This window comes from Pseudomonas sp. ABFPK (assembly GCF_001586765.1).
GTDB lineage: Bacteria > Pseudomonadota > Gammaproteobacteria > Pseudomonadales > Pseudomonadaceae > Aquipseudomonas > Aquipseudomonas asiatica.
This window is the reverse complement of the sequence record NZ_LQXW01000019.1, coordinates 16,917-37,633: the sequence shown is the minus strand read 5'-3', so window position 1 is coordinate 37,633 and position 20,717 is coordinate 16,917. Positions and strand designations below refer to the sequence as shown.

Here is a 20,717-nt window from a genome sequence, read left to right as displayed (position 1 = left end):
ATGACCCTCAAAGGCAAGACCGCACTCGTCACCGGTTCCACCAGCGGCATCGGCCTGGGCATTGCCCAGGTACTGGCCCGCGCAGGCGCCAACATCGTGCTCAACGGCTTCGGCGACCCTGCACCGGCGTTGGCGGAGATCGCCCGGCACGGGGTGAAGGTAGTCCATCACCCGGCCGACCTCTCGGACGTAGCCCAGATCGAAGCGCTGTTCGCCGTGGCCGTGCGCGAGTTCGGCGACGTCGACATCCTGGTCAACAACGCCGGTATCCAGCACGTGGCGCCAGTGGAACAGTTCCCGCTGGAAAGCTGGGACAAGATCATCGCCCTCAACCTGTCGGCCGTGTTCCACGCTACGCGACTGGCCCTGCCCGGCATGCGCACGCGCAATTGGGGGCGCATCATCAACATCGCTTCCGTGCACGGCCTGGTCGGCTCTACCGGCAAGGCGGCCTATGTAGCGGCCAAGCACGGCGTGGTCGGCCTGACCAAAGTGGTGGGCCTGGAAACCGCCACAAGCAACGTCACCTGCAATGCCATCTGCCCTGGCTGGGTGTTGACCCCGCTGGTGCAGAAGCAGATCGACGATCGTGCTGCCAACGGTGGCGATCCGCTGCAAGCGCAGCACGATCTGCTGGCAGAAAAACAGCCATCGCTGGCCTTCGTCACCCCCGAGCACCTGGGTGAGCTGGTACTATTCCTGTGCAGCGAGGCCGGTAGCCAGGTTCGCGGTGCCGCCTGGAACGTCGATGGTGGCTGGTTGGCCCAGTGACGGGCGGCCTGGGCCTGGCGGCGGTCTTGCATTCGTTTATATGCAAGGAGGCCCTATGCGCCCAACCCCGATGACCGCGATTCTGGCCCTGACCCTGGCTGCCGCCGCACCCGCGATGGCAGCCAGCCTGAAGGACGTCGCGCCCTACCCCGAGGCGGAAAAAGGCTTCACCCGGCAGGTCATCCACCTGCCGGCCCAGGCTGATGAGTCGGCCTATCAACTGGAAATCCTCGCCGGCAAGACCCTGAAGGTGGACTGCAATCGCCAGCGCCTGGGCGGCAGCCTGGAGGAACGTACCCTGGAAGGCTGGGGCTACAGCTACTACCGCCTGGACAAGGTCAGCGGCCCGGCCAGCACACTGATGGCCTGCCCCGATGGCAAGAAGACCGAGGCCTTCGTGCCAGTGGTCGGTGAAGGCTTCATGCTGCGCTACAACAGCAAGCTGCCGGTGGTGGTGTATGTACCCAAGGACGTCGAAGTGCGCTACCGCGTCTGGACCGCGTCGCAGGACGTGCAAAAGGCTAAAGTAGAGTAAAGCGCAAGCCTTTGGCCTTGATGATGCCTTCATCGCCGGCAAGCCGGCTCCCACAGGTTGGTCACTGCACTCAAGACCTGTGAGGTCCCTGTGGGAGCTGGCTTGCCGGCGATGGGGCCCTTGCAGGCAACAGGAGGTTCGGCATGAACGATGTGCTCTGGCGCCCCTCCACGGCGCAGATCGAGGCCAGCCGGATGGATGCCTTCCGCCGCCGGGTCAACCTGCGTTACAACCTGCAACTCGACGACTACCACGCGCTGCACCGCTGGAGCATCGAGCAGCGCCCTGCCTTCTGGCAAACCGTTGCCGACTACTTCCACGTTCACTGGCATAACCCGCCAAGCCAGGTGCTCAGCGAAGGGCCGCAGATGCCCGATGCCCAGTGGTTCGCCAACGCCACCCTCAACTTTGCCGAACACCTGCTGCGCCGCCGTGACGACCGCCCGGCCCTGGTCGCCGTGCGCGAAGACGGCCAGCGTCAGCTGTTCACCCATGCCCAGCTGGCCGCCCAGGTGGCCGGCCTGCAAACAGCCTTGAAGGCCACCGGCATCGTCCCCGGCGACCGCGTAGCCGCCATCATGCCCAATACCTGGCAGACACTGGTCGCCATGCTTGCCTGCACCAGCCTCGGTGCGGTGTGGTCCAGCTCCTCGCCCGAGTTTGGCGTACACGGCATCATCGACCGCTTCGGCCAGATCGAGCCCAAGCTGCTGATCGCCTGCGCCGGGTACCAGTACGCAGGCAAAGCCATCGACCAAGTGGACAAGGTCAACCAGGTGTGCGCGCAGCTGCCCGGGCTGGAACAGCTGATCGTGGTACCCCACACCCGCAGCGGAACGCGTGTCGACGAATTCCACGCCGCCAATGTCAGCCTGTGGGACGAGTTCTATCAGCCCGGCGGCGAGCCCCGCTTCACCCCGCTGCCCTTCGACCACCCGCTGTACATCCTGTATTCCAGCGGCACCACCGGCGTGCCCAAGTGCATTGTCCACCGCGCTGGCGGCGTGTTGTTGCAGCACCTGAAGGAACATGGCCTGCACAATGACCTGAAAGCCGATGACGTACTGTTCTACTACACCACCTGCGGCTGGATGATGTGGAACTGGCTGGTCAGCGGCCTGGCGGTGGGCGCCACGCTGGTGCTGTATGACGGCTCGCCCTTCCATCCCGGCCCCGAGCGGCTGCTGGACCTGATCGACGCCGAGGATATCCAGGCATTCGGTACCAGCGCCAAGTACCTGGCGGCGCTGGAGCAGGCGGGCCTGGAGCCTGCGGCAAGCCACCGCCTGGCGCGCTTGCGCCTGCTACTGTCCACCGGCTCGCCACTGTCGCCACACAGCTACGACTACGTGTACCGCAAGATCAAGGCCGACCTGTGCCTGGCGTCGATGTCCGGCGGTACCGATATCGTCTCTTGCTTCGTGCTGGGCAACCCGACCCTTCCAGTGCGCCGTGGCGAGATCCAGTGCAAGGGCCTGGGCATGGCGGTGGAGGTGTGGAACGAGCATGGCCAGCCGGTGCTGGGCGAAAAAGGCGAGCTGGTGTGCACGCGCAACTTCCCGTCCATGCCGCTGGGGTTCTGGAAGGACACGGACGGCAGCCGCTATCACGACGCCTACTTCAGCCAGTTTCCGGGAGTGTGGGCTCAGGGCGACTACGCCGAACAGCGTGCCGACGGCGGACTGGTGATTCATGGCCGCTCCGATGCCGTGCTCAACCCCGGTGGCGTGCGCATTGGCACGGCGGAGATCTACCGCCAGGTGGAAAAGGTCGAGCAGGTGCTGGAAAGCGTGGCCATCGGCCAGGACTGGCAAGGCGATGTGCGGGTGGTGCTGTTCGTTCGCCTGCGTGACGGCCTGCAGCTGGATGAGGCCCTGCGCCAGCACATCCGCCAGGTGATCCGCCAGTTCACCACGCCCCGCCATGTACCGGCGGTGATCGCCCAGGTCGATGACATCCCGCGTACCATCAGCGGCAAGCTGGTGGAGTTGGCGATTCGCAATGTGGTGCATGGCTTGCCGGTGAAGAACACCGACGCTTTGGCCAACCCCGAGGCGCTGGAGCAGTTTCGGGATCGCGAGGAGTTGCGCACCCCGTAATGAAGGTATTCACCGTCATTGTGGGAGCGGCCTTGCGTCGCGAAAGGGCTGCAAAGCAGCCCCGGGATTTCAGCAGCGAAGCATAGATTTCTGGGGCCGCTTTGCGGCCCTTTCGCGACGCAAGGCCGCTCCCACAATGGCCTCCACTCGACTCGATCAGGCATAATGCCGACCTTTTTCGCCCCCGAAGCACAGGTACCCCATGAAAGCCCAAGCCCGCCACATCCTGGTCAAGACCGCTGACGAAGCCGAAAAGCTCAAGCAGCGCATCGCCAATGGCGAGGCTTTCGACGTGCTCGCAAAAAAGTTCTCCACCTGCCCTTCGGGCAAGCGTGGCGGCGACCTGGGTGAAATCCGCCCAGGGCAGATGGTCGGCGCCATCGACCAAGTGATTTTCAAGAAGCCCCTGCGCGTGGTGCACGGGCCGATCAAGAGCAAGTTCGGCTATCACCTGGTGCAGACGTTCTACCGCGATTAAGCGCGCCGCGCAGCCAGCAGCCCGAGGCCGGCGCAGCCCAGCAGTGAGGCGCTGACCCGGTTGAACAACCGGCGTGGGCCGGGCTGGCTGAACCAGCGCTGCATGTACGCCCCCAGGCCGGCGTAGATGGCGATGGCGGCCCATTCCAGCAACAGGAACAACGTACCCAGCCAGAGGAACTGCTCGCTCACCGGAGTGGTACTGCCGACCGAAACGAACTGCGGCAGGAACGCGGTGAAGATCAGGATAGCCTTCGGATTACCAGCAGCCATCCAGAACTCCTGGCGTACCAGACGCCAGGTGCCGTGCGGCTGATCACCTGCAACCGCGGCCTCGCCCACCGGTGCCCGCCACAGTTGCCAGGCGATATAGAACAGGTAGGCCGCCCCCGCCAATTTGATGGCCAGGAACAGGTATTCGCTGGTGTGCAGCACCACTGCCAGGCCCATCGCCGCGAGGGCGATCATGCCGCTGAAGGCGACGATGCGCCCGCCACCGGCCACGCAGGCCGTACGCAGGCCGTAACGGCTGGCATTGTGCAGCGACAGCAGGTTGTTCGGCCCCGGCGCCATGTTCAGGGCGAAACAGGCGGGGATGAAAAGCAGCAGGCTTGAAAGGTCCATTATCGTTTTCCTTTGGCAACAGGCGCCTATTTCGGCGGTTAGCTGGCCTGGTGGTCAAGTTACAGCCAGCGGAAAAAACTGTATGGGTGCGCGGCGCCTGATAAGCTGCCGGGCATATCGAGGACCCTGTGATGCCCCGTTCCCATGCCGCGCTGTGGCGCGACCCGGCCCTGCCGCATGTCGAAAGCCGCCGCGCCTGCCATAGCCGCGCCTGCTACAAGGCCCACAGCCACCCAACGTTTTCCATCGGTGTGGTGGATGCCGGCCACAGTCATTTCACCGGTGCCGGCAACGGCCAGCAACGCCTGACGCCTGGCACTCTGGTGCTGGTCCCGGCCCGCCGGGTACATGCCTGCAACCCCGAGCCCGGGCAGGCGTGGAGCTACCAGATGCTGCATGTGGATGCCGACTGGCTGGCACAGTTGCACCTGGAGTCCGGGCTGGATGGTGCCGGGCCCGGCGAGCCGGCACGTATCTGCCAGGTGCCGGAGGTGTATCGGCAGTTCTGCGAACTGAACAGCCTGCTGTTCTCCAGCGCCAGCAATGGCGAGAAGGATGCGGCGCTGATCGCCTTTCTGGGTGACATGGACTTTGCCAGACACGCGCCGCTGGCGCCGGCACCGGCACTGGCGGCGACCGCGTTGAGTGGGCTGATCGCGCACATCGAAGGTCAGGACCCGGCGCAGCTGAGCCTGGCGGTACTGGCGCAGCAGGCCGGGCTTGGGCGCTACCAGTTGATTCGCGCCTTTCGCGCCGCTACCGGTTTTACGCCGCATGCCTACCTGCTCAATGCCCGGGTCAACCGTGGGCGCCAATTGTTGAGTGAAGGGCAGCCACTGGCGGAGGTGGCCTATCAGCTCGGATTCGCCGACCAAAGCCATTTCCAGCGAGTGTTCAAGGCCCATGTGGGGGTGACGCCGGGGCAGTATCGGGGAGACTGAAGGCCTGCGCGGTCTCTGTAGGAGCGGCCTTGTGTCGCGAAAGGGCTGCGCAGCAGCCCCGGCAATCTGTGCTGCGGAGCTGAAAACCTGGGGCCGCTTCGCGCCCCATCGCGACACAAGGCCGCTCCTACAGGGGCCTGCAATATTGTTCAATACGGCATTTGCGCTGAGGGGCAGAGTCAGGCTTTTCCGCCAGAGCAGCCACACCCCAATGCAACAGTTCCTGATCATCGCCCTTGCCCACTTCCTCGCCCTGCTCTCTCCCGGCCCGGACTTCTTCCTGGTCGCACGCACTTCGGTCAACGCCGGCTGGCGCGTCGCGAGCGGCGCCTGCCTGGGTATCGCCCTGGCCAATGGCGTGTTCATCGCCATGGCTTTCACCGGCTTGTCGGTGCTGCAGGAAGGCAGCCTGCTGTTCACCGCCCTGCAACTGGCCGGCGCCGGCTACCTGCTGTACATCGGCACCCTGTTCCTGAGCCATGCCGGGCAAACCAGCCTGGGCGCAGTCGCTGGCAAGCAGACCGCCCAAGGGTGGTGGCGGGGATTGGGCATGGGGTTCCTGTCCGGCATCCTCAACCCCAAGAATGCGCTGTTCTATGCCAGCCTGGTCAGCATGGTCGCCAGCGCCAGCATTGCCTGGAAGGCAACCTGTGCCCTGTGGATGTTCAGCATCGTGCTGCTGTGGGACTTGCTGATTGCCGTGGCCATCGGCAACCCGCTATTGCTGCGGCGCTTCGCCCGCAGCCTGCCCTGGCTGGAACGGGCCTCCGGGGCCATGCTGGTGCTATTGGCTATGGCACTGTTGTTTCACCTGGCCTGGGGCTGACCAGTTGCAGGGTGCGCATGTCCATCAAGGTGAAATGGCCACTGGCCCAGCCGCCAGTGTCCAGGTGCCAGACGTTGCCAAGCAGCTTGGCCTCCAGCACCGGTGTGTGGCCCACCAACAAGGCACGCAGGCCCTGCACGGGCGCGGTATCGCCTACCTTCAGGCGCCGCCGCGACCATTGGCACACCTCCCGTACCTGCGGGTCGTCATCCAGTTCCAGCCAGGTCCTCAACACCGTCCAGTCGGCGTACGGGCTGTCGGCATGCAGCAGGCCTACCAGGCCGGCCGCGCTTTCAACCTCTATCGCGATCGGCAGCTGCTCGAAGCGCTCGACGAAACGTAACTGCCGAGCCCTCGGCAGGTCCAGAAACCAGCCACCCCCGGCGGCGCGGTACATGTCCAGATCGAGCCGCCCGCCGCGCACGCGGGTAATCGCCAGGGCCTCATGATTACCTTGCACGGCATGGAACCAGGGCTGCGCCAGCCAATCCAGCGCCGCCTCGCTGTCCGGGCCACGGTCGACCAGGTCCCCAACGCTGAACAGGCGGTCCACGGCCGGATCGAACCCCACCCCATCCAGGCATTGCTGCAGGCGCTGGAAGTGACCATGGATATCGCCCACCGCCAGGTCACGCCCCCGCAGGTTGGCAATCAGACGCCGAAACCGTGCCATTACAATCTTCCTCTGCTGGTGCCGCCATGCCAGGGGTAAAATGGAGGCACACACAATCTGCCCCGGAGGTGCATCATGCGTACCGCCCTCGCGTGTGCCGTGCTCATTGCGCTGTCACTGGACAGCATGGCACAAGGTGCCCCGGCCGCGCAGGTCGAGGTACGTTTCGACCATCCGGAAAAATTCCGCGATGCCAGCCTCGACAGCCACGGGTACGCGCGTGGCGCCGACGCCTATGTGATGAAAACCTTGACCCAGTACCTGCAGAAGCTTGGCCAGCGCTACCTGCAACCTGGCCAGCAACTGGTCATCGACATCCGCGACATCGACCTGGCCGGGCGTTTCGAGCCCTGGCACAGCCAGGCCTACGATGTACGCTTCATGCGCGAAATCACCTGGCCGACCATCGACCTCAGCTACACCCTCAGCCAACCGGGCAAACCCGACCAGCAGGCGCAGGAAAGGGTCAGCGACAAGATGTACCTCAGCCGCCCGGGCCGGGTCACGAGCAGCAGCGACCGCCTGTATGCCGAAAAGGCCATGCTCGACGACTGGTTCCGCCAGCGTTTCGCCGTCCGCCCGGCATCCTGAAAATCCCTTCACTGGTACAGGCGTTGGTACCGGTAGTATGCTCGGCCCTTCAACCTGTACCAGGGAAGGGTTTTTCATGAAGTTGTGCGCCGTGCAACTGGCGTCGCTCAAGGGCGATGTGCAAGCCAACCTCGAACGCCACCTGGCCTGCATCGAACAGGCCGCGGCCGTTGGTGCCGAACTGGTGGTATTTCCCGAACTGTCGCTGACCGGCTATGAGCCAACCCTCGCGCGCCAGGCCGCCCTGCCAGTCAGTTCGGCACGGCTGGACCCGCTGCAGGCAGCCTGCGACCGGTTTGGTATCACTGTCGCAGCGGGCCTGCCACTGCCGACCCCTGATGGCATTCGTATCGGCATGCCAATCCTCAGCCCCGGTGTACCGCGCCAGGCCTATGCCAAGCGACGCCTGCATGATGATGAACTGCCCTGGTTCACCCCAGGCGATCAAGCCTTGCTGCTGCAGGTGGGCGCGCACCGGGTAGCGCCTGCGATCTGCTACGAATCGATGTTCATGGCGCATGCGACAGCCGCGCGGGAACACGGCGCCGACCTGTACCTGGTCAGTGTGGCTAAAACTGCCAAGGGCATTCGCGAGGGTTACCTGCACTACTCCGAGGTGGCTCGAGAGCTGGGCATGCCAGTGTTGCTGGCCAACTGCGTGGGGCCGGCCGACACCTTCATCGGCGCTGGCGGCTCGGCGGCCTGGGACAGCCAGGGGCGCTTGCTGGCCAGCCTGGACGACCACAGCGAAGGGCTGATCGTGCTGGACACCGCCAGCGCCAGTGCCATGGCGGTGCCCTTGGCCCCGCACCCGTCATGATCTATCTGTTCCTGGCGTTGCTGAGCTACGCCTGTACCTATTACCTGACGGGGCTGCTCATCCATGGGCAACTGGCCGATGTAGCCGAGGGTTTGCGCCACCGGCCTGATGCGCCGACACCCGGCGAGTATCTGCGTGCAGTCAAGCCACATGCGCGCCGGGCCCATCGGCAGTACACCCTGATGGCCGGCTCGGCGTTGGCCCTGCTGGTCTGCCTGGCCGCTAGCTGGTTCTGCTGACACCTACAGGTCCAGTGCCAGGCTTTGCCGGCCTTCCAGCGCCAGCAGGTACTGCTTTGCCGCAAGGCCACCGGCAAAGCCGGTCAGGCTGCCAGATGCACCGATTACCCGATGACACGGGGCGATGATCGAAATCGGGTTGCGGCCATTGGCGGCGCCTACCGCGCGCACCGCGCTAGGGTTGCCGATCTGCCGGGCGATGTCGCTGTAGCTGCGGGTTTCACCGAACGGTATCGCCAGCAGCGCAGCCCACACCTGACGCTGGAATTCGGTACCGGCAAAATCCAGCGCCAGATCGAAGCGCTGGCGCTTGCCGGCAAAGTACTCGCCAAGCTGGCGAGCGGTTTCCAGCAGTACCGGGCACTGGTCATCACGGTGCAGGGCGCCAAGGCGCACGCGGTTTTCCCGCTCCTCTTCCCACAGTACGGCTGTCAGGCACTCGCCACGGGCTACCAGGGTCAAGGTGCCGACGGGTGACTGCATGAAGGTGAATGCGCTGGACATAAGCAGGCCCCTGCCAGGTTGCGATCAACCTACTGTACGCATCCCCAGTTCTGCCTGCATCCGCTTTCTTGCTCAGGCAATCACGCAAGCGGAACATCGGCGTTGGCATATTGCCCGGACCAGATGCCCTCCACCGCGTCGCCTGCTTCGCGGGTGAACCCGCTCCCACAGGGGCCCCACCAGCTGAAGGAATACGCCATACCTGTAGGAGCGGGTTTACCCGCGAACACCGGCGCAGCCGGTGCCATCCACCGCGTCGCCTGCTTCGCGAGCATGCCCGCTCCCACAGGGACCCCACCAGCTGAAGGAATACGCTGTACCTGTGGGAGCGGGTTTACCCGCGAACACCGGCGTAGCCGGTGCCATCCACCGCGTCGCCTGCTTCGCGAGCATGCCCGCTCCCACAGGGACCCCATCAGCTGAAGGAATGCGCCGTACCTGTAGGAGCGGGCGCGCCCGCGAACACCGGCGTAGCCGGTGCCATCAGCCGGCGCTGCCAGCATTCAGAGAAATGCCTGCCGGATCTGCTTCTTGTCGATCTTACCAACGCTGGTCTTGGGGATCTCGTCCACGCAACGCAAATGCCGCGGTATCGCCCATTTGTTCAGGTGCCCGCTGTCGACAAACGGCTGCAGATGCCCTGCCAATGCCGCCTGGTCGAACTGCATGCCGTCACAACGGACCACCAAGGCCAAGGGTTGCTCACCCCACTGCGGGTCCGGGATGCCGATCACTGCCACCGAAGCGACTGCCGGGTGCTGGCTGATCAGGTTTTCCAGCGCCACCGAGCTGACCCACTCGCCTCCGGTCTTGATCACATCCTTGATCCGGTCACGAATGCGCACCACACCCGCAGGGTCGATGCAGGCCAGGTCGCCAGTATGCATCCAGCCCCCCAGCCACAACGCGGCACCCTGCTCCGGTTCGTGCAGATAGCCCTGGGTCAGCCACGGGGCACGCACCACGATTTCACCCAGGCTCTCGCCGTCGCGGGGCACATCAATGCCTTCAGCGTCGACGATGCGCAGGTCCACCAGGGCGATCGGCACGCCAGCATCGATACGTAGCGGCAGTTGTTGCGCCATGGGCAGTGCCAGCAGCTCGGCGCTCAGGTGGGTGATGCTGAGCAGCGGGCAGCTTTCCGACATGCCGTAGCCACAATGCACGCTGATGCCGCGCTCGCTGGCACGCTGCGCCAGGCCCAGGGTCAGGGCGCTGCCGCCCAGCAGCATCTTCCAACCGCTCAGGTCGGCGCGGCGCCCTTCCTCGCTGTCGAGCATCATCTGCAGCACCGTGGGCACGCAATGGGAGAACGTCACGCCCTCGTCGCGGTACAGGCGCACCAGGCGGTTGGGCTCGTAGCGCCCCGGGTAGACCTGCTTGATGCCCAGTGCCGTGGCCACATAGGGCACGCCCCAGGCATGCACATGGAACATCGGCGTAATGGGCATGTACACGTCGCCGCTGCGCAGCAGCGGCACCTCGCCGCAGGCAGCCAGGGTGCCCTGCTCGACCAGGGTATGCAGCACCAGTTGCCGGTGGCTGAAGTACACGCCCTTGGGGTTGCCGGTGGTACCGCTGGTGTAGAACAGCGTGGCCAGTGAGTGCTCGTCGAAATCGGCGAAGTCGAACTGTGGCTCGGCAGCCGCCAGCAGCGCTTCGTACTCACCCAGCAACGGCACATCTTGCGTTGCCGGGCCGCCTTCGCCGAGGCGAATGAAACCCTCGACCGTCGGCAAGTCATCGCGCAGTTGCGCCATCAATGGCAGGAAGTCGTCATGCACCAGTACCAGGCGGTCCTCGGCATGGTTCATGGTGTAGCGCACCTGCTCGGTGGACAGCCGTACGTTTACCGTGTGCAGCACCGCACCCAGCATCGGTACGGCGAAGAAGCATTCAAGGGCCCGATGGCTGTCCCAGTCGAGCAAGGCCACGGTGTCGCCAGGCTTGACCCCGGCGGCGGTCAGTACATTGGCCAGCCGCTGGATGCGTTCGAGCAGCGTGGTGTAGGTGTAGCGCAGCTTGTCGGCGTAGACGATTTCCTGGTTGGGCTGGTAGCGCACGCCCGACAGCAGCAGGCGCTTGATCAGCAGCGGATAGGCGTAGGCCTGCTCGGCCGCAGGCATGATGCGAGTGGTGATCATGTCGGCGGCCTTCACAGTTGCCCGGCCTCGAGCAGGTACATGCTGTCGCTACCGGCCCTGACGCTGGCGCTCAGCGAATGAATGCGTGGCAGCAGGCGGGCAAAGTAGAAACGCGCGGTGCCCAGCTTGCTCAGGTGAAACGGCTCGGGAGCCGCATGACACTGGCATACCACGGCCATGCGTGCCCACAGGTAGGCGTAGAAGGTGTAGCCAAACACCTGCAGGTATTCCACCGCCGCCGCGCCCAGCTCACGCGGGTTGCCCTGGGCCCGATCGAGCAACCAGGCGGTCAGCTCGTCGAGGTTGCGCACGGCAGCCAGCAGCGGCGCGCCGAACTCGGCGCACGCCGCGGGCAGCGTCTCGACAAAGGCAGTAATTTCATCGGACACGCTGCGATAGGCCTGGCCGCCATCGGCAAACAGTTTACGCCCCACCAGGTCGAGGGCCTGGATGCCATTGGTGCCTTCGTAGATCTGGGTAATGCGGCAGTCGCGGATCAACTGCTCCTGGCCCCATTCGCGGATATAGCCATGACCGCCCAGCACCTGCTGGCCGTGCACGGTGGTTTCCAGCCCCATGTCGGTTAGGAAGGCCTTGGCCACTGGCGTGAGCAATGCCACCTTGGCCTCGGCCTGGGCGCGTGCGACCGGGGCCTCGCTGTATTTGGCCAGGTCCAGCTGCAGTGCCACATAGGTAGAGAAGGCCCGCCCGCCTTCGTTCAGCGCTTTCATGGTCAGCAGCATGCGCCGCACATCCGGGTGGACGACGATCGGGTCAGCGGGTTGCCCCGGCGCTTCGGCCCCCGTCGGCGCACGGCCCTGCTGGCGATCACGGGCTTAGGCAATGGCGCCCTGGTACGAGCGTTCGCCCAGGGCCAGGCCCTGGATACCTACGCCAAGGCGCTCGTAGTTCATCATGGTGAACATCGCGTTGAGGCCCTTGTTCGGCTCGCCGACCAGGTAGCCGATTGCACCGTCGAAGTTCATCACACAGGTGGCAGAGGCCTTGATGCCCATCTTGTGCTCGATCGACCCGCAACTCACCGCATTGGCCTCGCCCAGCACGCCGTCGGCGTCAACCAGCACCTTGGGCACCAGGAACAGCGATATGCCCTTGGGCCCGGCGGGCGCATCCGGCAGCCGCGCCAGCACCAGGTGGATGATGTTCTCGGTCAGGTCCTGCTCACCGCCAGTGATGAAGATCTTGGTCCCGCTGATGCGGTAGTGGCCATCGGCAACCGGCTCGGCGCGGGTGCGAATCAGGCCAAGGTCGGTGCCAGCGTGCGGCTCGGTCAGGCACATCGAACCGGTCCAGCGCCCTTGGTACATGGGCGGCAGGTACAGCGCCTTCAACGGCTCGCTGGCATGGTTGAGCAGCGCCAGGCAGGCCCCGGCGGTCAGCATCGGGTACAGGCCGAACGACAGGTTGGCGGCATTGAGCATTTCTTCGAGCTGGGCGCCGATCACTTTCGGCATGCCCATGCCCCCATATTCCGGGGCACCGGCCACACCCACCCAGCCATCCGCGGCAAATGCCCGGTAGGCATCGGCGAAGCCATCGGGGGTGTGTACCTGGCCGGCCTCCCAGCGGCAGCCTTGCTCGTCGCCACTGCGGTTGAGCGGCGCCACCACCTCGGCAATCAGCCGGCCGGCCTGTTCGAGCACGGCCCGGGCTGTGTCGCCATCGACCTGCTCGGCCAGCGCGGGCGTTTGCGCCCACCAGGCCGGGATGTCGAACACTTCGTTGAACAGAAAATCCATGTCGCGCAGTGGCGGAAGGTAATCAGACATGAGGCGAACACTCGGTTTCTTGGGTTTGCGGAAGCGACGTGACCTGGGTCTCGGCAGGTGCCGGGGCGGCCTGGCCACGCAGGAGGAAATGCGACAACGCGGGGATCAACACCAGCGCACCGAGCATGTTCCACAGGAACATGAAGGTCAGCAGCAGGCCCATGTCGGCCTGGAACTTGATCGGCGACCAGGCCCAGCCGACCACACCGGCCGCCAGGGTAATGCCGACCAGCCCGACCACCCGGCCGGTGAAGGCCACGGCTTTCTGGTAGGCCTGGGCCAGGCTCAACCCGGCGCGCTGGTAGTGCAGTTGCACGCTGAGCAGGTACAGCGCGTAGTCCACGCCAATACCTACGCCCAGGGCGATCACCGGCAAGGTGGCGACCTTGACGCCAATGCCCATGGCTACCATCAGCGCTTCGCACAGCACCGAAGTGAGCATCAGCGGCAGGATCGCCACCAGCGTGGCGCGCCAGCTACGGAAGGTGAACAGACAGAACAGCGTGACCGCCAGGTACACCAGCAACAGCATGCGGTGGTTGGCCTCGCGGACCACCACGTTGGTGGCGGCCTCGATGCCGGCGCTGCCGGCGGCCAGCAGGAACTGCTGTTCGGCGCTGCTGTTGGCCTGGGCAAAACGCTCGGCCACGGCGGCCACCTGGGCCAGGGTGTCGGCGCGGTGGTCCTTGAGGTAGGCGATTACCGGCATCAGCGAGCAGTCGTTGTTGAACAACTCGGGGGCGTTGACCGAGGCCTGCTGGGCGGCGTAGTTGAGCACGTCCTGGTTGCGCTGCAGGCTGTTCAGGCGCGGGTTGCCTTCATAGGTGCCGGCGGTGATCTGGCGCACGGCATTGGCCAGCGACACGGTGGTCTGCACACCCGGCAATTGCTGCAGCTCCCAGGCCAGGCGGTCGGCAAGGACCAGTGTCTGGTATTGCAGGCAGCCTTCCGGCGCGGTCTTGACCATGACCGCGAAGGTGTCGCTGGACAGCGCGTAGTGCTGGGTGATGTAGGCGTTGTCGAGGTTGTAGCGGGAGTCGGCGCGCAGCTCGGGGGCACCGCTGTCGAGGTCGCCGATTTTCAGTTGCAGGCTGCCCCAGATGCCGAGGGCGCCCAGGGCCAGGGCCACCAGCAGTGCGGCGCTGGCCCATTTGCGTTCGGTGAAGCGGTCGAGCAGGTCCCACAGCCGGCCGAAACCTCGGTGTTGGGCTGCGCGGGCGTCGATATGCAGGGCCCGCTCGGCAGCCTTGCGGCCAACACCAACATAAGACAGCGCCACCGGCATCAGCAGCAGCGAGGTGAAAATCAACACCGCCACGCCGATGCTGGCGGTGATCGCCAGGTCCTGGATCACCGGGATGTCGATCAGCATCAGCACGGCAAAGCCCACCGCATCGGCCAGCAACGCAGTCACCCCGGCCACGAACAGGCGGCGGAAGGTATAGCGCGCTGCCACCTGGCGGTGGGTGCCACGGCCGATGTCCTGAAGGATGCCGTTCATCTTCTGCGCCGCGTGGGATACGCCGATGGCAAAGATCAGGAATGGCACCAGGATCGAATACGGGTCGATGGCATAGCCCAGCCAGGCGACGATGCCCAGCTGCCACACCACCGCGGTCAGCGAACACAACACCACCAGCAGGGTGCTGCGCACGCAACGGGTGTAGCAGTAGATGATCAGCAGGCTGGTCAGCACTGCCAGGGCGAAGAACGCCATCACCTGGATCAGCCCGTCGATCAGGTCGCCCATCAGCTTGGCGAAGCCGATCACATGGATGCGGTACTGGCCGCTGGCCTGGTACTGGCTGCGCAGCTGTTCGAGCTTCTGCGAGAAGGCGTGGTAGTCGAGGCCTTTGCCGGTAGCCGAATCCTGGTCGAGCAGCGGCACGACCAGCATGCTCGACTTGAAGTCGCGCGCCACCAGGCTGCCGACAATGTTGGCGCGCTCGATGTTCTGCCGCAGCTGCTCGATGTCACCCGCAGCGCCCTGGTAGCTGTCGGGCATCACCGGGCCGCCCTGGAAGCCCTCCTCGGTCACCTCGGTCCAGCGCACCGCCGGGCTCCACAGCGACTTCACCCAGGCCCGGTCCACGCCCTGGCTGAGGAACAGCTCGTCGTTGATGTGGCGCAGGGTCTGCAGGTAGCCCGGGTCGAAGATGTCGCCCTGGGTGTTCTCCACCACCACCCGCACCGCGTTGCCCAAGCCACGCAGTGATGGGCGGTTTTCCAGGTAGTTCTGGATGTAGGGGTGGCTCTGCGGCAGCATCTTGTCGAAACTGGGGCGCAGCTCCAGGCGGGTCAGCGCCATGTAGCCCAGCACCAGGGTCGCCAATAGCATGCACAGCAGGAACGGCAGGCGATGGTTGAACACCAGGCGCTCCAGGCAATTGCCCGAGCGTGGGTCGAAATCGTCGAGGTTGCGGATTACCGGCAGGGTGTCTTGGCGGGTAGCGGCCATCAGGGTCTTCTCTTGTTATGGGTGCAGCGTGGGGTTACCGGGCTGGTTGCGCACGCCCCGCTCGCCGACCAGTACCAGGCCGTTGCCGGTATCGGTGGCGAGCGCGGTCACCGGGCCACGGGCGCTTTGCGGCACCGGGCTGAAGCTGGCGCCATCATCCCGGCTGAGCAGCAGGTCGCCAGCCTGGCTGGCCAGCCATAGCTGGCCGTCACGGTCGACACCGGCGGCGGTGAGGCTGGTGTTCACACCCGTGCTGACCGGTTGCCACTGCCGGCCGCCATCGGTGCTGCGGTAGGCATGCCCACGCAGGCCGTAGACCAGCAGTACGCCAGGCTTGCCGACAGCACCGAACAGTGTGCCGGCGTAGGGTGTCTCGACTCGGCTGAAGCGCTCACCGTCCTGCTTCAGCAGCAGGCCTTGCTCGCCGGTGATGTACAGCTCGTCACCCACCGCGGCGAGGCTGGTCAGGTGCAGGCCTTGCGGGTTATCGCTGTGGTCGAGCCAGGGCTGCCAGTGCTCGCCGCCATCAACGGTGCGCAACAGCAGGTTGAACACGCCGACCGCATAGCCATTGCGGGCATCGCTGAACCACACGTCGAGCAAGGCATTGTCGCTACCCGTGCCCGGCAGTTGTTCGGCCAGTGCCCGGCCATCCAGCTGCTTTTGCCAGTGCACGCCACCATCGCGGCTGTGCAGCACCACGCCATCGTGGCCAACCGCCCAGCCCTGCTCGGGCGTGGCGAAGCTCACGGCATTCAGGTCGGCGCTGACCGGCACCTGGGCCTGCTGCCAGTGCGCGCCGTGATCGTCGGAGTACAGGATGTGCCCTCGCGGGCCCACCGCGACCAGGCGCTGGCCGGCCAGGGTGACATCGCGCAAGGCGCTGCTGGCGACCAGGGCGCTGGGCCTGGCGGGCAGGTCCAGCACATCGGTGAAGGGCGCAGCCTGGGCCGCGCCCTGCAGCGCGGCCAAAGCCAGAACCACCACGCTGCATCGTTTGAAGACAGACATTGCCACCTCTGCTCCGTGCGTTCAGCGAATGCCGTTGCCGGCCAGCGACTCGGGCGACCACTGGGTTTTCGACAGCGGGTCGATATAGCGGATGCCGCCGTAGGCACCGACCACGCCATTGAGGTTATAGGTGCCGCCGATCAGGTCGTAGATCATGAACGGCGTGGCGTCCGGGGTCTGCTTGTCATAGCTCTGGGTGAGGAAGGCGAACGAGCCGCGGTACAGCTGGCCACGGGCGTCGTACTGGTCCGAGGCCAGGGCGATCCAGCTGTCTTCGTCGAGGTAGAAGCGGCGCTTGTGGTAGATATGGCGCGCACCGTCCTTGAGCTTGCCTTCCACCACCCACACCCGGTGCTTCTCCCAACGCACGAACTGCGGCGCCAGGTGATTGGGGGTGATCACCTGCTTGACGTCGGTGTTGTAGGTCAGCTGGTAGGTGTTGTACGGCACGTACATTTCCTGCTTGCCGACCAGGGTCCAGTCGTAGCGGTCCAGCGCACCGTTGAAGACGAACACGTCATCGTAGGTACCCGAACCCGAAGTGCCCGGGTTGGGCGTGTCGTAGGCGAGGTTCGGTGCCAGCTTGACCCGGCGCTGGCCCGGCAGGTACTGCCAGGCACTGCGTGGCTGCACCAGCGGGTTGGCGGCATCGCGCAGCATCATCGCTTCGCCTGCACGGCGTGCGGGCCCGGTGTACACCAGTTTCATCTGGTAGTAGGTGTCCTTGGCACCGATCGGCTTGGCCATGTCCTCGTAGATCGGGTAGCTGATATTGGCCTGGCCGGTGGTCGACAGCGATGGCTTGCCGGCAGCGTCGACGTTCCAAGAGTCGTACTTGGCAGTCATGCTCACGCCCTGATAGCGCAGCAGGAAGTTCCACATGGCCTCGGCGCCGTTCTGCGGAATGGGGAACGGGATACCCGGCAGCACGTTGTCCACCGCCGTACCGCCCTCCTTGCTGTTGGCGGCAGTGGCGTTCTTGCGGGTGTTGTCCAGTACCGCTTGCGGCAGCGCCACGCTACGGTGGGTCGGGTACACATCGACGCGGTAGCTGGGGTAGCGTTTGAGCAGTTCCAGGGTGGTGGCGGTCAGTTGGCCCTTGAACTGCTCGGCGTTCTTGCCATCGATGACCAGCAGCGGCTTGTCGCTGGCGAACGGGTCGGGGCGCATGCTGGCGCCTCTCTGGTAGCTGGCTGGCGGCGTCAGCAGGCCGCCTTGGTAGGCCGGGATCGAGCCATCGGCGTTGCCGGCCTTTTCCGCGCCGATGACGGTCAGGCTGGTGCCCAGGCGCGCGGCTTGGTCAGTGGAAACGGCGGCCTGGGCAGCGTTCAGGGCGGCCAGTGACAGGCACGAGGCCAGCAGGGTACGTACGAAATTCATGATGGTTGTCTTCCTGTGTAGGCTGTAGGAAACATGACTCAGAAGGTCGTCTTGACGGTCAGGTACAGGGCGCCACGGTCCTCGGTGGTGGCACCACCGCCGGAGAAGGAGGCGTAGCCGCCGCCGTAGCAGGTGTAATCCTGTTCGCCGTCCAGGGCGTTGGGGGTGCTGCCGTCGGTCTGGCCGTCCTTGCAGGCCTTGGTCTCACCGAAACTGTCGACGTACTTGAGGTCGACGAAGTACTGGTTGTAGATCGCGGCGCTCACGCCCACCGCATAGTTGCCGGTGTTCTCGGCGCCACCGCCCTGCACCGGCGACACGCCGTCGAGGCCGACGTTGACCGACAGCGGCATGCTCAGGTCCATGCCCGGCAGCACCTGGTACCAGGTGGGGGTGAAGTTGACGGCGATGCCCCAGTTGTCGCGGGTGGCCTTGTCGATGCCGCGGTAGCTGCTCTTGCCCTTGTACAAGGCCTCGTTGTGGCTATCGAGCTTGAGCAGGTTGCTGTAGAACAGCTCGCCAAGCAGGGTTGCCGAATCGAACAGCGGCGTATCGCCAATGGTCATCAGGCCGTTCAAGGTCCAGTGCAAGGTGTCGCCGGTGGCGCTCAGGCCGTCGCCATCCTTGGGCACGTCGTAGATCACCCCGCTGCTGGGCAGGCGTGCCGGCAGCAGGCCGAAGCCGCCGCCCAGGCCACCCTGGCCGGGGGCGCTGACGATTGCCGGGATGCTCGCCAGCGGCATGTTGTGGCGGATGTTCAGGTCGCTGCCGACACTGATGCCGCCCACATCCTTGGACAGGCTCAGGCCATAGATGTCGATGTCGTCGGAGTAGGCGAACTGGTAGGTAGTGCTTTGCAGCGAGTTGTACAGGTTGCCGACTGCGCCTTGGCGGCTGCCCGGCGGGTTGCCGAACGGGCCATTGGCGACGGTCATGCCGCGCGCGTCGAGCCAGGCCTGCGGGAGGATCTCGGAGGTCTTGCGGTAGTAGAAGCCGAGGGTGCCGCCCAGCCACTCGGGCGACCACTTGGCCATGATGCCCCAGTCGCCGCTCTTGCCTGGGTTCAGGTCATGGCCACGGCGGATGGTGGTCAGCGCACCGCGCACCGGGATCAGCCCCGGGGTGCCGGTGTGGCCGAGCAGGAAGCTTTGGGCGCCCTCGCCTACCACGTCCGAGCCGCCATAATAGGTACCGGCTTCGGGCAGGCGGGCGGCGTCCCAGTCGAAGAAGTACTGGGCGCCCAGGGTCAGTTCAGAGTTGACCAGGAACGAGGTCGACAGCTGGTTGCGCGGCACGAACAGCTCCTTGGCCTCGGTGCCCGGCGAAGCGGCCAGCTTGGCCAGGTCGAGGCCCGACTGGCCGTAGCTCAGCGAATGGACCGGGTTGAGCAGGGTTTCACCCCAGAACAGGTTGTGCTGGCCCAGCTTGGCGCTGACCTGCGAGGCCTCGCCGACTTCACGGCTGAAGAACACGAAGGCATCCAGCACTTCACCGGACGGGCCGCTGTAGTAACGCTGGGCGTAGTTGCTCAGGTGCGGGCTGCCCAGCGGCACACCGGTGCCGGGCAGGCCATTGAGGCTGGGGTTGATGCCGGACTGGTCACCATTGCCGTTGACGAACGGGTTGCTATTGGAGCCGGTGTTGTCATAGGCCTTGTCGTACCAGCTGGCGGTGCTGACGCGGAACCCGGTGTTGCCCTGGTAGACCACATCCAGTTCGGTCAGCAGGTCTACCCGGTTGGTGATGTTGGTGCCGGCCTTGCGGAAGTTGTAGTCACCGTCGTTGCTGTTGGGCGTGCCCAGCATGCGCTTGTCGGCGCTTTCGGTGCGCACGCCGTAGTTGTACTTGACGGTGTTGTCGAAGCGCACGGCCCAGTTTTCATTGCCGGTATCGACTTCGAACGCCTGGGCGGCGGGCAGCGTGAGCAGGCCGATGGCGCAGGCGAGCAGGCAGCGCTGTGGTTTCACAGCACGGTAAATGCGGTGTTCTGGCATTACGATGGCTCCACGTATTGTTATTGTTTTTTTCGCCGCCCGTCTTTTGCGAGCGTGGCTGGGGCGTCCATGCGCTATTGCAGGTTGGGCTGGTCCAGTCGCTGGATGAACGCCTCGGCCTGCGGCCAGGGGCCGAAGCCGGAGGCCGGGTTGAGGTGGCCGACGGCCCCCAGTGCGACCAGTTCACTACCCCAGCCATGGGCCAGCGCGCTGGCTGCGGCAAAGCTGGCCAGGTGGTCGTTGCTGCTGGCCGCGACAATGCTGGGGAACGGCAGCGGCGCCTGGGGCAATGGCGACCAGCCGTGCTCGGCCAGGCTGGCCGGGCTTGGGTAGTGGGCCGGCCATGGCGCGTTCAGGTCGGGCGGCGCCGCCAGCAATGCACCCTTGATCGGCCGCCGGTAGCGCGCCGCCCAGTGGGCGACCATCAGCACGCCGGCGCTGTGCGCCACCAGGATCACTTCACCATCGATCTGGTCCAGTTCGCGCTGGATCGCCTCGACCCGGGCTGTGCAGCTCAGGCCGTCGACCTGCAGCGGCGGTACGCTGCGCACCTTGGCCAGGCGGCCTGCGAGCAGGGTCTGCCAGTGTTCGGCGACATTGTCGCGCAGGCCGGGGACGATCAGCACGGTGGCAGTGGTTTGCAGTTTTTCCACGGTGAACCTCGTGTGCGGTGTAGCTCTTGAGGTTCACAGTAAACAGCCCACCCACCGGGTGCTTCACATTGGGCGTCAGGGGCTTTTCATTTGATGACAATGGCCAACACAGGGCTTTGCTTTTCAATTCATGACACGCAGGCTATAAAATCAATCAGCCGCTCACTTTTTGTAGGAGCAGCAGATA

General features: G+C 65.2%; 18 protein-coding genes and 1 pseudogene. 9 read left to right on the top strand and 10 right to left on the bottom strand.

All coding sequences use genetic code 11. The features are described from left to right. The 4 genes from hbdH to WM94_RS14105 all read left to right on the top strand — a co-directional run bounded on the left by hbdH (window position 1) and on the right by WM94_RS14105 (window position 3,883). Window positions 1-771: a 3-hydroxybutyrate dehydrogenase gene (hbdH, locus tag WM94_RS14120; RefSeq protein WP_061551465.1), complete on the top strand. Its 771-nt coding sequence runs from the start codon at window positions 1-3 to the stop codon at window positions 769-771. Between the two features lie 55 nt (window positions 772-826). Continuing rightward, window positions 827-1,306 carry a serine protease inhibitor ecotin gene (eco, locus tag WM94_RS14115; protein ID WP_015270251.1) on the top strand — a complete coding sequence of 160 codons (480 nt, stop codon included), beginning with the start codon at window positions 827-829 and terminating at the stop codon, window positions 1,304-1,306. Between the two features lie 143 nt (window positions 1,307-1,449). Then, window positions 1,450-3,405, top strand: coding sequence for an acetoacetate--CoA ligase (locus tag WM94_RS14110; protein WP_061551464.1), 1,956 nt, complete (start codon window positions 1,450-1,452; stop codon window positions 3,403-3,405). A gap of 202 nt (window positions 3,406-3,607) precedes the next feature. Next, entirely contained in the window at window positions 3,608-3,883 is a 276-nt protein-coding gene (locus WM94_RS14105; protein WP_013972552.1) for a peptidylprolyl isomerase, read from the top strand. On the opposite strand, the gene WM94_RS14100 is transcribed toward WM94_RS14105, so the two are convergent. Beyond that, complete coding sequence (locus WM94_RS14100) at window positions 3,880-4,506, bottom strand: LysE family translocator (RefSeq protein WP_061551463.1); 627 nt, start codon at window positions 4,504-4,506, stop codon at window positions 3,880-3,882. The genes WM94_RS14105 and WM94_RS14100 overlap by 4 nt on opposite strands. Window positions 4,507-4,637: 131 nt before the next feature. On the opposite strand from WM94_RS14100, the gene WM94_RS14095 reads away from it, so the two are divergent. Further along, window positions 4,638-5,447 carry an AraC family transcriptional regulator gene (locus WM94_RS14095; protein ID WP_061551462.1) on the top strand — a complete coding sequence of 270 codons (810 nt, stop codon included), beginning with the start codon at window positions 4,638-4,640 and terminating at the stop codon, window positions 5,445-5,447. A 211-nt stretch (window positions 5,448-5,658) separates the two neighbouring features. Continuing rightward, the gene (locus WM94_RS14090; RefSeq protein WP_061551461.1) at window positions 5,659-6,273 is read left to right on the top strand and encodes a LysE family translocator; all 615 of its coding nucleotides are present in this window, start codon (window positions 5,659-5,661) and stop codon (window positions 6,271-6,273) included. On the opposite strand, the gene WM94_RS14085 is transcribed toward WM94_RS14090, so the two are convergent. Next, complete coding sequence (locus WM94_RS14085) at window positions 6,239-6,946, bottom strand: metallophosphoesterase (RefSeq protein ID WP_013972547.1); 708 nt, start codon at window positions 6,944-6,946, stop codon at window positions 6,239-6,241. The genes WM94_RS14090 and WM94_RS14085 overlap by 35 nt on opposite strands. Window positions 6,947-7,021: 75 nt before the next feature. On the opposite strand from WM94_RS14085, the gene WM94_RS14080 reads away from it, so the two are divergent. The 3 genes from WM94_RS14080 to WM94_RS14070 all read left to right on the top strand — a co-directional run bounded on the left by WM94_RS14080 (window position 7,022) and on the right by WM94_RS14070 (window position 8,596). Beyond that, window positions 7,022-7,537 carry a DUF3016 domain-containing protein gene (locus WM94_RS14080; RefSeq protein ID WP_061551460.1) on the top strand — a complete coding sequence of 172 codons (516 nt, stop codon included), beginning with the start codon at window positions 7,022-7,024 and terminating at the stop codon, window positions 7,535-7,537. Between the two features lie 76 nt (window positions 7,538-7,613). Next, window positions 7,614-8,357 carry a carbon-nitrogen hydrolase family protein gene (locus tag WM94_RS14075; RefSeq protein WP_061551459.1) on the top strand — a complete coding sequence of 248 codons (744 nt, stop codon included), beginning with the start codon at window positions 7,614-7,616 and terminating at the stop codon, window positions 8,355-8,357. Then, complete coding sequence (locus WM94_RS14070; protein WP_013972544.1) at window positions 8,354-8,596, top strand: hypothetical protein; 243 nt, start codon at window positions 8,354-8,356, stop codon at window positions 8,594-8,596. The genes WM94_RS14075 and WM94_RS14070 overlap by 4 nt, the downstream gene beginning before the upstream one ends. 3 nt (window positions 8,597-8,599) lie before the next feature. On the opposite strand, the gene WM94_RS14065 is transcribed toward WM94_RS14070, so the two are convergent. The 8 genes and pseudogenes from WM94_RS14065 to WM94_RS14030 all read right to left on the bottom strand — a co-directional run bounded on the left by WM94_RS14065 (window position 8,600) and on the right by WM94_RS14030 (window position 20,530). Continuing rightward, window positions 8,600-9,100 carry a methylated-DNA--[protein]-cysteine S-methyltransferase gene (locus WM94_RS14065; protein ID WP_003258793.1) on the bottom strand — a complete coding sequence of 167 codons (501 nt, stop codon included), beginning with the start codon at window positions 9,098-9,100 and terminating at the stop codon, window positions 8,600-8,602. 503 nt (window positions 9,101-9,603) lie between these two features. Further along, complete coding sequence (locus WM94_RS14060; protein ID WP_061551491.1) at window positions 9,604-11,244, bottom strand: fatty acid--CoA ligase; 1,641 nt, start codon at window positions 11,242-11,244, stop codon at window positions 9,604-9,606. Window positions 11,245-11,255: 11 nt separating this feature from the next. Next, window positions 11,256-13,034: pseudogene (locus WM94_RS14055) on the bottom strand (acyl-CoA dehydrogenase C-terminal domain-containing protein). Next, window positions 13,027-15,492 carry an RND family transporter gene (locus WM94_RS14050; RefSeq protein WP_061551458.1) on the bottom strand — a complete coding sequence of 822 codons (2,466 nt, stop codon included), beginning with the start codon at window positions 15,490-15,492 and terminating at the stop codon, window positions 13,027-13,029. Before WM94_RS14050 ends, WM94_RS14055 begins: the two are co-directional and overlap by 8 nt. Window positions 15,493-15,507: 15 nt before the next feature. After that, window positions 15,508-16,503, bottom strand: coding sequence for a YCF48-related protein (locus tag WM94_RS14045; RefSeq protein WP_061551457.1), 996 nt, complete (start codon window positions 16,501-16,503; stop codon window positions 15,508-15,510). A 21-nt stretch (window positions 16,504-16,524) separates the two neighbouring features. Beyond that, window positions 16,525-17,883: a DUF1329 domain-containing protein gene (locus WM94_RS14040; RefSeq protein ID WP_061551456.1), complete on the bottom strand. Its 1,359-nt coding sequence runs from the start codon at window positions 17,881-17,883 to the stop codon at window positions 16,525-16,527. A 38-nt stretch (window positions 17,884-17,921) separates the two neighbouring features. Beyond that, window positions 17,922-19,877 (bottom strand): DUF1302 domain-containing protein, encoded by a 1,956-nt coding sequence (locus WM94_RS14035; RefSeq protein WP_025338999.1) that lies wholly within the window; start codon window positions 19,875-19,877, stop codon window positions 17,922-17,924. A gap of 74 nt (window positions 19,878-19,951) precedes the next feature. After that, window positions 19,952-20,530 carry an alpha/beta hydrolase gene (locus WM94_RS14030; RefSeq protein WP_061551455.1) on the bottom strand — a complete coding sequence of 193 codons (579 nt, stop codon included), beginning with the start codon at window positions 20,528-20,530 and terminating at the stop codon, window positions 19,952-19,954. Between the last annotated feature and the right edge of the window lie 187 nt (window positions 20,531-20,717).